Source organism: Paenibacillus sp. sgz302190 (genome assembly GCF_059820445.1).
On record NZ_JBZYAO010000012.1, the window covers coordinates 20,389 to 31,582 of the forward strand.

Annotated in this window: 10 protein-coding genes; all 10 read right to left on the bottom strand. The window is 54.5% G+C overall.

Annotated elements, in window-relative coordinates:
- Positions 1–17: 17 nt before the first annotated feature.
- The 10 genes from AC6RNO_RS15175 to AC6RNO_RS15220 are packed head-to-tail and all read right to left on the bottom strand — an operon-like array spanning position 18 to position 11,194.
- Complete coding sequence (locus tag AC6RNO_RS15175; RefSeq protein WP_474684171.1) at positions 18–1,346, bottom strand: UDP-glucose dehydrogenase family protein; 1,329 nt, start codon at positions 1,344–1,346, stop codon at positions 18–20.
- Between the two features lie 4 nt (positions 1,347–1,350).
- The gene (locus AC6RNO_RS15180; RefSeq protein WP_474684170.1) at positions 1,351–2,451 is read right to left on the bottom strand and encodes a glycosyltransferase; all 1,101 of its coding nucleotides are present in this window, start codon (positions 2,449–2,451) and stop codon (positions 1,351–1,353) included.
- 29 nt (positions 2,452–2,480) lie between these two features.
- Positions 2,481–3,623 carry a glycosyltransferase gene (locus tag AC6RNO_RS15185; RefSeq protein ID WP_497105930.1) on the bottom strand — a complete coding sequence of 381 codons (1,143 nt, stop codon included), beginning with the start codon at positions 3,621–3,623 and terminating at the stop codon, positions 2,481–2,483.
- A complete protein-coding gene (locus AC6RNO_RS15190; RefSeq protein ID WP_497105931.1) occupies positions 3,601–4,860 on the bottom strand; it encodes a glycosyltransferase in 1,260 nt (419 codons plus the stop codon). The genes AC6RNO_RS15185 and AC6RNO_RS15190 overlap by 23 nt, the downstream gene beginning before the upstream one ends.
- Complete coding sequence (locus AC6RNO_RS15195; RefSeq protein WP_474684167.1) at positions 4,847–5,689, bottom strand: glycosyltransferase family 2 protein; 843 nt, start codon at positions 5,687–5,689, stop codon at positions 4,847–4,849. Before AC6RNO_RS15195 ends, AC6RNO_RS15190 begins: the two co-directional genes overlap by 14 nt.
- Positions 5,690–5,705: 16 nt before the next feature.
- Positions 5,706–7,094, bottom strand: coding sequence for an oligosaccharide flippase family protein (locus tag AC6RNO_RS15200; protein WP_497105932.1), 1,389 nt, complete (start codon positions 7,092–7,094; stop codon positions 5,706–5,708).
- Entirely contained in the window at positions 7,057–8,541 is a 1,485-nt protein-coding gene (locus AC6RNO_RS15205) for an O-antigen ligase family protein (protein WP_497105933.1), read from the bottom strand. Before AC6RNO_RS15205 ends, AC6RNO_RS15200 begins: the two co-directional genes overlap by 38 nt.
- Positions 8,538–9,059, bottom strand: a complete 522-nt coding sequence (locus AC6RNO_RS15210) for a VanZ family protein (protein ID WP_497105934.1) — start codon at positions 9,057–9,059, stop codon at positions 8,538–8,540. Before AC6RNO_RS15210 ends, AC6RNO_RS15205 begins: the two co-directional genes overlap by 4 nt.
- Positions 9,060–9,080: 21 nt before the next feature.
- Complete coding sequence (locus AC6RNO_RS15215) at positions 9,081–9,857, bottom strand: WecB/TagA/CpsF family glycosyltransferase (protein WP_497105935.1); 777 nt, start codon at positions 9,855–9,857, stop codon at positions 9,081–9,083.
- Complete coding sequence (locus AC6RNO_RS15220; protein WP_497105936.1) at positions 9,854–11,194, bottom strand: O-antigen ligase family protein; 1,341 nt, start codon at positions 11,192–11,194, stop codon at positions 9,854–9,856. The genes AC6RNO_RS15215 and AC6RNO_RS15220 overlap by 4 nt, the downstream gene beginning before the upstream one ends.

Sequence of the window (11,194 nt, forward strand, 5' to 3'; positions counted from 1 at the left end):
GGACGAACTTAAACTTGTCAAACGTAGGCCCGCGGACGGAAGTGCGGGGTCATATCCGGTCTTCCCACCGAATAGTAATTCAAGCCGGTTCCCTCGATCTGTTCTTTGGAAAATACATTTCTGCCGTCGATCATAATCGGCTGCTTCATCAGGAAGGTCAGCTGGTGCAGCGAAACTTCCTTGAATTCCTGCCAATCGGTGAGCAGGCATAAAGCGTCGACGCCTCCGGCAGCCTCCAGCGCCAGACTGCACCATTGAATCGCAGGGTGGTCCAGCTGTTCCCTGAATTTATCCATGGCGGCGGGATCGTACAGCTTCACTTTCGCGCCCCGGCGGATCAACGTCTCGACGATTTCGAGCGCCGGCGCATCGCGGATATCGTCCGTGTTCGGCTTGAAGGACAAGCCCCAAATCCCGACGACCGTGTTGTACAGCTGTCCGAGCGATTCCTCCAGCCTCGTAATGACTTTGTAGCGCTGCGCTTTATTCACTTCCACGACCGATTTCAACAGCTGGAATTCGTAGTTGACATTGCCCGCGATCTGGATCAAAGCTTTCGTATCTTTGGGAAAGCAGGACCCGCCGTATCCGATCCCGGCATTCAGGAACGAGGGGCCGATCCGCGAATCCTTGCCCATTCCGAGGGCTACCTGCGTAACATCGGCGTCGACCTTTTCGCAAATGTTGGATATTTCGTTGATGAACGATATTTTTGTCGCCAGGAACGCATTGGAGGCATATTTGATCATCTCGGCGCTGCGGATATCCGTGACGAAGATTTGATCCGTAAAACGGCTGTGCAGCTCCACCATCGTCTGCTCCAGCTCCTTATTGTCCAAACCGATGACAATCCGGTCCGGGTGAAGCGTGTCCTGAATCGCCGACCCTTCCCGCAAAAACTCCGGCACGGAGACGACATCGAACGGTTCGGCGGTATGTTCCGCCAAAATGCGGTAAATTCTCTCGTTCGTTCCGACCGGAACGGTGCTTTTGGTCACGACGATCTTGTGGCCGTTCATCGCCCTGGCAATTTCTCCGGCTGCCGCCTCGATGTATTGCAGATCGGCCTCGCCGTTAGGCAGCGAAGGCGTGCCGACCGCGATGATGACGAGCTCGGACTGCTGCACGGCCTCCCGCAAATCGGTTGAAAACTGCAGCCTGCCGGCTTGCATATTGCGTTCTATGAACGCTTCGATCCCAGGCTCGTAGATGGGTGAAACCGCATTTTGCAGCATGGCGATTTTGCCGGGGTCCTGATCGACACAAATGACGTGATTGCCTGTCTCCGCAAAGCACACACCCGAAACTAATCCGACATAGCCGGTTCCGATTACCGCTAATTTCATACCATCACCGTTCCTCTCTGAATTTGTCATAGGCTTTGATCATATAGTTTTTAAGCTTTTCCATGAACGTCTTCTCGTCGAACTTTTGCGCGTGCTTCACGATCTGCGGCACGTTCCAGGCATGATTCTCCACCTCGCCGATGGCGGCAAGCAAATCGTCGACCTCCTGCCGGCGGAAAAAGACGCCGTTCACCTTCGGTACAATCGTATCGAGCGCGCCGCCCGCCTGATAAGCGATAACCGGCCTGCCGGCGGCATTGGCTTCGAGCGGCGTGATGCCGAAATCCTCTTCGCCCGGGAAAATCAGCGCCCGGCACTGCGCCATCAATTCCGTCACCGTAGCGTCCCCCAGCCTTCCGAGAAAGCGGACGTTGCTTTTCGCCATTTGCTTCAAACGCTCGAGATCGGGCCCTTCCCCGACGATGTACAGGGGCAGTCCGTTGCGGTTGAACGCCTCCACGGCCAGGTCGATCCGCTTATAGGATACGAGCCTGGAGACGATCAAATAGTAATCCCCGATCGCCTCGGAGCTGCGGAAGCGCGATGTGTTGATCGGCGGAAAAATAACGTCGGAATCCCGGTGATAATAATTTTGAATCCTGTTTTTGACGACCGACGAATTGGCGATAAACTGGTTGACGTTCTTCGACGTTTTCCGGTCCCACTGCTTAAGCTGGTTCATATAAATTTTCAAAAGCCGTTTCGTAATGCCGGAGTTGGATTGTCGTTCTATGTAAGTATCGTAATCCCATGCAAACCGCATCGGCGTATGGCAGTAACAGAGGTGAAACGTTTCTTTCGGAACTTGAATGCTCTTCATGAATGCGCTGCTGGAACTGAGCACGATGTCAAAATCACGAAAATCAAAATCCCGGATCGCAAATGGGTACAGGGGAAGCATCCCTTTGAAGTTATCCTTCCCTCCCGGCATCTTTTGCAGCCACGACGCCCGTATATCCGCTTCCTTCAACGTGCCGATCAGCCGGTTGCTGCTGAACATCGTCGTGAATATAGGCGCCTGCGGAAACATATGGTGAAAGACCTCGACGACTCTTTCGGCTCCGCCCATTTGAATCAAATAATCATGCGCGATTGCTATTCTCATTTGATCCACCCCTTTTTCCGAGGTTACTTTCAAGGATTGGCAATCAACCCTTCATAGTACCTGGTGATCTGTGTAACGGTTCGTTCGATGACAAAATGCTCTTGTACGCGTTTTCTCCCTTTTTCCCCCATGCTCTGCCTCTCTACGGGGTGCTCCAGCAAATGCCGGATCGACATCGCCAGCAGAGCGGGATCTTTGGGAGTGATAAGCAGTCCCGTTTCGTTATGGACGACGGTTTCGGTCGGCCCGCCCTCATTGGATGCGATCACCGGCAGACCGGCGGCCATTCCTTCTACGATGACCTGCCCGAAAGGCTCGGGCGTGATCGACGTATGTACGAGAAGATCGGCCTGCTGCATCAGCCCCTGAATATCATCGACATGTCCAAGCAGCGTTACGTTATCCAGCTTGTTCTCCCGGATTTGATCCATCAGCCCTTGCTTGTAAGCTTCCTCGCCGAACAGCGCATCGCCGGCCAGCCAGAATCGGACATGGGCATCGGGCAAAAAGGATTTGGCCGCTTCCAGCAAAATATGCTGGCCTTTCCATTCGGCCAGACGGCCGACCAGCAGCACCGTGAACGTCTTCCTCGGCTTGATGACGAGAGCCGCCTGACTAACGACTTTGGCGAAGGAAGAATAGACGACAAGCGTTTTTTTGGATTTCGGCAGCTGCAATGCCGCAAGCGTTGAGTTGGAATTGGCGATGACGCCGTTAGGCAGCACCCGCGACAGAAAGCGGATCACCTGGGCGACGGCCGGCTTCAAATACGGTGCGCCGATATGGTCGCGAATGTGCCAGATCAGCGGGATGCCCGCCATTTTGGCGGCAACGGCGCCGTAAAACGCCGATTTCAACGAATTCGTGTGGACGCAAACGACTTGCTCTTCCCGCAAAATCCGGGCCAGTCTTCTTCCGTAAACGAACAGTTGGAACGCTGCGGATACGACCTGCAGGTTGACGGCGTTGCGGTTGCGGTTGCGGACTTTATCGTCCAGGGAAATGACCCTGACGTCGATGCCCTTTTCCCGCAGCCTGTCGGCCAGCACGCCCTCTTCCGCTAAAATGACCAGCGGGTCCACTCTGCTGCCCAGATGGGTCAAAATATTGTAAAGGGCGACTTCGCCTCCGCTCCATCTGGCCGTATGATCAATGTAGGCTACTCTCAACATCCGTATCCGTCCCTCCTCTCCTGACACGCAGGCCCCCGGCGTCGCGGTCCTTGACCATGAACGCCTGGATTTTGCGGCCCATGGCCTGCTCGAACACGGCTTCCACCTGTGTCGTCACCAGATCCCACGTATAATGGTCCAGAACGTGATTCCGGCATTGCTCCGACGAAGGCCACTGTTCGCGGTGATTCAGCATATGAATGAGGCCCGCCGCCATATCGCCGCTATTCGCGCTCTTGAACAGCATCGCCGGATTGAATTTGCTCAATATTTCCCGGCTGCCGCCAATCGGCGTAGCCATGACCGGGACCCCGGAAGCCATCGCTTCCACCGTGATCAGTCCGAAGCCTTCCAGCGACTGGGTCGGCACGACGAACAGATCAGCCGCCTGATACACGCCCGCCAGCTCGCCGTCGGGGATATAGCCCAGCAGCCGCACGCGGTCTTGAAGCCCGTATTCGGCGATGCGGCTCTCCAGCTCGCCCTTCAGCGGGCCGCGCCCGCCTATCAGCAGCACGGCGTCCTGAGCTTGCCCGGCGACTTCTTTCCAGGCTGCGAGCAGTTGCAGCAGCCCCATGCGGTTGACCAGCCGGCGCACGGTCAGCACCGCCGTTTGATGCGGTGCCAGCCCCAGTCGCATGCGCACCGCCGTCCGGTCCGCGGACGGCTGGAATCGCACAGTGTCGGCCGCACCGGCGACGATGTGGATTTTGTCCAGCGGCACCTGGTAATGCTTGTGTAAAATATCGCGGAACGTTTCGCTTAACACGATGAACGCGTCCGCAAACCTGTAAGCTTTCATCTCAATCGATTTGGCGATCCATCTTTTGAGCCGCTCCCTCATCCCGCCCCCTTCCACTTTGATTTCTTCGCTCCAAGGGCCGTGAAACGCCATGACGACCGGAATGTTCCGCTTCTTCGCTTCCATGGCTACGCCTAGGCCGTAAGGGGCGAAATGCGTATAGACAAGGTCGAACTTCTGCTCTTCCATCTGCCGGGCCGCATACTCGCCGAAAACAATTCTCCGCCTCCTGAGGCTGAGCTTCGGATCGGCGATGTTCTCGACGAACAGTCCCGGCTTCACCACAGGCTCTTCCTGGCTGCAGACCAGCGCTTGCACCACGTGGCGTTCCGAAAGCCGCTCGGTAATGTTCTGGAAGTAGGTATTCAACCCCCCGGGCTGTGCCGACGGCCAGCCCATTCCGGTAGACAAAATGCGCAAGCTATTGGATGGCATAAGCTTTCCCCTCCTTCTTTTTTAACGGCTCTTCTTCATGCCGGAGCTTCACTTGTTTGCGCTCCTGGAGCCTTTCGTAATGCTTCAGACAGACGAGAAATTCGTACAAGCTCCAGAAGACGGCTACGGCCAGGCCCGGTATGCCTTTGCGGTACAAGCCCTGGAACACGTATTTTTGCACGAAACGCAGGGGTGGACGGTACAGCATCCGCAGCAGTCTGAACGATTTGCCCGCCGCCATCACGCCTTCCGCTTCCAGATCGGTATATTTGTTAAAGCGCCTGACGTGATCGCTGACGCTTCTAAAACCGTAGTGCCACAAAGTTCCCGGCAAATGCGTGACCTGCCTTTCCGCTACATCCGGAGCTTCATGAACCAGAATATCTTTGAACTCCACGTGTTTGCGGTTGTACAGGCGCACCAGGCGCTCGCCTTTGCCCATCCACCGGCCCAAAAAGTCGCCGATCCTGAACACGGCGTAGGCCCGTTCGCCGTCGGACAAGTCCTGCTTTCTCTCTAATATCGCCTTGGCCAACGTTTCGCTGACGACCTCATCGGTATCGATCGCGAAAATCCAGTCGTACGATGCGCATTCGCTTCCGTAAATCCGCTGCTTGGCATATCCGGGCCAAGGATTCGTGTATACCTTGCACCCCAATTGCTCCGAGACGCGTACGGTTCCGTCCTTGCTCCCCCCGTCCACCACGACGATCTCATCGGCAAAAGCTTTACAGGAAGCAATCGCATCGGCAATCCGCTGTTCGTCATCCTGTGCAATTATGACTGCAGAAATGCGGTACTTTCCTGCGGAATTACTATGGTCAAGCATCGGTTTCCCCCCTCCATCATTCCGTTGATTTGGCAGATTTTTTGGCGGTGTACGCCGATAGCTGCGATATCAACCATCTCACATCTTCCCTTGTAATCAGCAAGTTGGGAATTTTCATTTTTAAAGTAAAGCGCACGTTGATCAAAATAAACAGAAACCGCAGCACGACGGACGACAGCATCGCGAGTCCTGCGCCGGTCAGCCCGAACTTCGGAACGAGCAGTGTCAGCATCGGAATGACGAGCAGCAGCCCAAGGCCCTGCAGAATGGTGACGATCTTCGGTTTCCCAAGCGCCATAAAGGCTTGGGCCAGCACCATCGTTCCGCCGGAGATGGACACCTCCAGCAGCAGCAGCCGGAATACCCCTAGCGCTTCCCTGAATTCAGATCCGTACAACAGCGTTAATACGAACGGTGCGACCAGCATGATGACCAGCGAGGCCAGCACAGCGATGCAGGTGCTTATGCGGTAGACGCGGAACGTCAGCGCGATCACCTCTTCTTTTTCCAGGCCGGACGCTTTGGGAAACAGAACGACGATAATGGAAGTGGAGAACACGTTCACGATCCGCGAGAGGCTGACGGCTACTGCATAAAGCCCTAATTCCGCCGGGTTCAACAGCCCCACGATGACGATCTGATCGATATAATAAGAGACATTGCCCATCAAATCGTTGCCGTAAGAGCCAAGCCCGTACGTGATTAACTGCTTGAAGGAGCGGAGCGTATCCTCCAGCACAACTCGATAAATCCCGACTAACCGCAAAGTCGTGTATATATAGAAGGGTATCGCTGGAGCCAAATAAGCGACTGCCGACGTATGGGCGCTCATCGTTCCGGTCAAAATCAGAACGCTCAAGCACACCAGCGTGCTGAGCGGAACGAGGAACCGCATCCGGTTATACAGCTTGTATTCGCCCCTCACCTGCATCATCGCGTTGTTGATCTGCGAGAATACGATCAAGGGCACAAGGAGCATCGTCCATTGCGAGAACAGCACTACGCTGTGGGAGTAGGATTTCAGCCAGTAGGGCAGAGCCGCCACGCCGATCGCCATGGCGATCGCACCGCCTGCGAGTCCCATCCACAAGGCCGTCGTATAAAGCTTCGCAGCATCCTTTATGTTCTTTTTGATGTTGTAAATCAAGGCCGAAGGAATGCCGAACGTGAAGCTGAAAGCGAGAAATTGCGACCACAGCACCATGGCCGTCTGCTCGCCCCGTCCGGACGGACCGAGGAAGCGAGCGGTCAAAATTCCCGTAAGCATATTGATGACCAGTATAAAAATGCTGAAGAACATCGTTCTGACCGTATTGGCCATATTGCTTTTGCTGGACAATAACGTTCTGACCAACCCGAAGAGCGGTCTAATGCGGACTACTTTTAAATTCACCGGCTGCTCCATCCGGGTTTTGCCTCCTTTTTTGGGTGATGGTTCTGTGCGCCATGATCCCGATGCCGACCATTTTCCACAACAGAAAACCCCTCAAGCCCGTATAGCCGTTCTCGAAAATCAAGCTCACCATACTTCCGATCAAAGCGGCAACTCCCATTCTTCGATAAGACAACAACCCGGTATTCCCCTCTTGGCGGGCAATGAGCATTTTAATGATCAGCCCCAGACCCCAGAAAAACACTGCGCCGCCCAACACGCCGAAGGTCAGAAAGACGGCGACGAACCCGTTATCGAATACCCCGTATTCGCCAAGCGCTCCATCGTTGTTCAGCTTCGTCCCGACGCCGATGCTGCCGAGACCCATGCCCTGCGGTTTGCCGAAAATGACCGGGAACACGGTGTTGAAAAAGCTCAGCCGCTCCTGATACGAATGATCGCCCTGAATGTCGGTCATCGTGTTCATCCTGGCGACAAGACCCTCTGCGCCCGGAAGCTTGGGGATGATAAAATACAAAGCTGCGGCGACCAGCGTCATTTGCGTCAGCAGTTTCCATTTTTGCTTGCCCGACGAGATCATCGTATAAGCGAAAATATCGATAAACAGCATCACCCATGCCGAGCGGACGAGCGTGATGAGCAAGCCCACGGCGACCAGCAGGACGCCTGCCCAGCCGAGCGGTCCCCGCCATTTTTTCTCCAAAATCATCGGCGCCAGCGCAGCCCCCATGAACATGCCGGCCGGGCCCGGGGAATTCAGACTGGAGAATACGCGTATTTCCAGCGGATACGGCTTGCCGATCGAGTTCATTTCCACATGATTCATCCAGAATGCGTCCCACGGAGGTACGATCAAATACTGAATGATCCCGTACACCGCGACCAGAATAGCGACGTTGGAAAAGGTGATGAGCAGCCCGTCCAAGTCTTTGTTATCGAAGGAAGCAAGGGCAAAATACGGAATGAGCAGCATCGGAATGAGATAGTTGGCCAAATCGTAAAACGTTCCCGTCCCGTTCTTCGTAATGCCGACCAAAGTTCCGTAAATCAGAGCCAGCGACAGGAAAAGAATGATTTTTTTGATCGGCGCATCCAGCTTGTGCATATTGGCGAGAACCGGAATAATCAGCACGGCGCTTGTCAAAAGCGGCGCCAGACTTAACATGGAAACCGAATGATAGGAGCCTTCCAGCCAATCCTCAATCCGCCGGATCTCGGGACATATCGCCCAAATGAACAAAATGTAGGGCACAATCCGGCGCGATTCCAGCAAAGCCATAATAAAAGCCGGGAATAGAATGACGCACAGGATCGTGATCTGAATGCTGACATTGAAGCTCAATTTGGCGCTGGCATAGCCGATAACCAGAGCCATGAACAAAGCGGAGCACGCCCATAAGCTTGCCGTTACCGCCGGATTCGCGAAGGGAATGACAGTCATGCTTCTTAACGTTCTCATACACCCTCCGTCATGCGAGATTCGCTGTGTCTGCGCTTCTTCCATCCTGCAAGCGCCATGTACGTCAACATGCCGGCTGCCGCGCCTGCCGTATCGAGAATGACATCCTGCGGCCTGGATCCCCGGTTGACGGCAAACAATTGATGAATCTCATCCGTTACGGCATATCCGGCCGCAATCAGAATCGTAACAAGCACGGCATAAGCGACGCTCAGCCTGGTCGTATAGCGAAGCGCTTTAAGCAAGCATAGGCTGAGCAGGAAGTATTCCGTGAAATGGGCCAGCTTGCGGAGTATAAACTCCATCACGCCCCCCGGCCCGTCTTTGCGGCCGTCGACCGTCAAGGTGCCGTATTGAAACTTGACATCGGACAAATAAGGGCTCAGAGCAGTCCGTTCCACTGCGCGCGTCAGCTGCTTCTTGATCGATTGCTGCTCGTAGGATTGGGAAGAAAGCATGAAGATAACGCCCATCACAATGATGGCAGGCCCCCACACGGCGGTGAAGCTCCTAGTCATACCGGCCGGAAAATCCTCTGTTCATTCCGTTTCCCCCCGTTTCAGCTTGAATTGCTTAATGAATTCCATCCATACCAGCACGATAAACATCGAGTCGTCCACCAAATAACGCTTCCACAGCCTTTTCGGCTCCTGCACAAGTCTCCAGAACCATTCGAAGCCGATTTTTTGCATCACGCTAGGAGCCCGTTGGACCGAGCCGGAAATAAAGTCGAAGGTCGCTCCGACGCCGATGGAAACCGGCACCCGGTATTTTAGATAATGCTTGTAGATCCATTTCTCCTGCTTTGGCGCTCCGACGCCGACGAAAACGATATCCGGTTTGGCATCGATCAGCATCTGGACAATATGGCGGTTCTCCTCTTCTTTATGCTCGAAACCGTAGGACGGCGAGTAGCATCCGACAATATTGATGCCCGGGAACAGCGATTTCAGGTTTTTCATCGCCCGCTCCGGCACCCCGTTTGCCGATCCGAGGAAGAACAGGCGGTACTGCCGGTGTTCAAAAGCTTTGCCCAGCTTCTCGAACAAGTCGGAACCCGACACCTTCTGCTTCAGCGGCTTTCTCAGCACCCTGGACGCCCATACAATCGGCATTCCGTCTGCGACGATGGCCCCTGCGTTCGAGTACACCTTCTGAAATTCGGCATCCTTTCTGAGCTTGATTAAATGATCCACATTGCAGGTTAAAATGTAAGAATGGTTGTTCCGGCGAATCACGTCATCAATGAATCCGAGCAGATCCATAAAATCGTAATTGTCAAAATTGACATCGAACATATTGACTCTACTACTCATGGGATCACATCTTCTTTGTTCGGAGTTGTCTTGGACAATACGTACAGGCAATTCAAATACCAGCAGAATGGAATGATGAACTGAACGGTAGAGAGCGTATTGTCGGAAAAAGAGTAGAGGAAAAATCCCCATATAAACGCCAAATAATACACTTTGATCGGGGGCGCCAAAGCCCGGTAAATCAAAATAAATACGATGATCAGCGAAAGAAACAGCAGCCCGCTGCCCATGTAGCCGGCGTCGTAGTAAAAGCGGATGTATTCGTTGTGCGGGACGACGAAACCTTTGTATAAGCTGCCGTCGTTCGCCACGGTAACGGCGCCGAGCCCTCTGCCCGCCAGCGGGTTATCTTTGACCCCGTTCAGGAAAAACGCCCACGCTTCGGTTCTGCCGGACAAATCGATTCCCGAAGAAGTCTCGCGCTCGAAGGAGCGCTTCGTCATATTGTCCCACTGCACGTACAATGCCGCTCCGATCAGCGCTAAGGAACAGGCGAGCGGGATGATCAAGATCACTTTCCCTTTGATATATTGTTTGACCATATCGAAAAAGTAATAGGCGAGCATCGCCAGCATGGCCAGAATCGGCCCTCGCGTTCCCGTCGCGATCAATACGGCGAAGTTGGCGGCGAGCGTAAAATAGAAAAATTTCGCCTTCCGCGGATTCCGCTTCGTCTCGATCAACGCGATCGTCATCCCGAGAAAAGCGAGCATCGCCAAATGAGGCGCGATATTCGCCCCTTGCACCCGCACGGCCCCGGTGAACTCGACGTCCAGGAAAGAGTACAGGTGCGTGAGCTGGAGCAGCAGCCCCGCCGCAACGCTGACGAGCGGAAGCAGGCAGATGAGCTGAATATGCCGTGCCGCCATCTCCCGGCTCCACTCTATCAGCAGGAAGACGAAGGGCAGCGCCAATCCGATATAGGCTTTGAGCGTCAGCGAAGCCGTCAGCCTCGGATGCCATTCGGAAAAGAAAAAGGTGATGAACAGCATCGCCGTGAGCGCCGCAATCGGATAAATGAACTTTAGCCGGATGCCGGTGCGCAGCATGCACGGGACGAGCAGCGCCAAAATGCCGAGCTTATACAGCGAAATGATTTCAATCCCGAGCACATTCGTATCGATAATGTAGTTGATGGATATGGCGGTTGACAGCAGCACCGGATAGCTGACGGTTTCCGGTCTGTGCAGAGTGACCGCCAGCAGGAGTAAGAGGGCGGCTCCACCGACGCCAAGTGCCGGCTGGTACACCGCTGCGGCTCCCGTAAGCAGCGCAGTGAATAAATAGGCGGCCGCATAGGTTACCGGCTTTTTGATGTTCAAATGGAGCCCCGTCAT

Bases quoted from the DNA above. Each gene is read 5' to 3' on its own strand.
- AC6RNO_RS15195 (WP_474684167.1), bottom strand. From the start codon at position 5,689: ATGCTTGACCATAGTAATTCCGCAGGAAAGTACCGCATTTCTGCAGTC.
- AC6RNO_RS15190 (WP_497105931.1), bottom strand. From the start codon at position 4,860: ATGCCATCCAATAGCTTGCGCATTTTGTCTACCGGAATGGGCTGGCCG.
- AC6RNO_RS15175 (WP_474684171.1), bottom strand. From the start codon at position 1,346: ATGAAATTAGCGGTAATCGGAACCGGCTATGTCGGATTAGTTTCGGGT.
- AC6RNO_RS15200 (WP_497105932.1), bottom strand. From the start codon at position 7,094: ATGGAGCAGCCGGTGAATTTAAAAGTAGTCCGCATTAGACCGCTCTTC.
- AC6RNO_RS15185 (WP_497105930.1), bottom strand. From the start codon at position 3,623: ATGTTGAGAGTAGCCTACATTGATCATACGGCCAGATGGAGCGGAGGC.
- AC6RNO_RS15210 (WP_497105934.1), bottom strand. From the start codon at position 9,059: ATGACTAGGAGCTTCACCGCCGTGTGGGGGCCTGCCATCATTGTGATG.
- AC6RNO_RS15220 (WP_497105936.1), bottom strand. From the start codon at position 11,194: ATGACGGGGCTCCATTTGAACATCAAAAAGCCGGTAACCTATGCGGCC.
- AC6RNO_RS15205 (WP_497105933.1), bottom strand. From the start codon at position 8,541: ATGAGAACGTTAAGAAGCATGACTGTCATTCCCTTCGCGAATCCGGCG.
- AC6RNO_RS15215 (WP_497105935.1), bottom strand. From the start codon at position 9,857: ATGAGTAGTAGAGTCAATATGTTCGATGTCAATTTTGACAATTACGAT.
- AC6RNO_RS15180 (WP_474684170.1), bottom strand. From the start codon at position 2,451: ATGAGAATAGCAATCGCGCATGATTATTTGATTCAAATGGGCGGAGCC.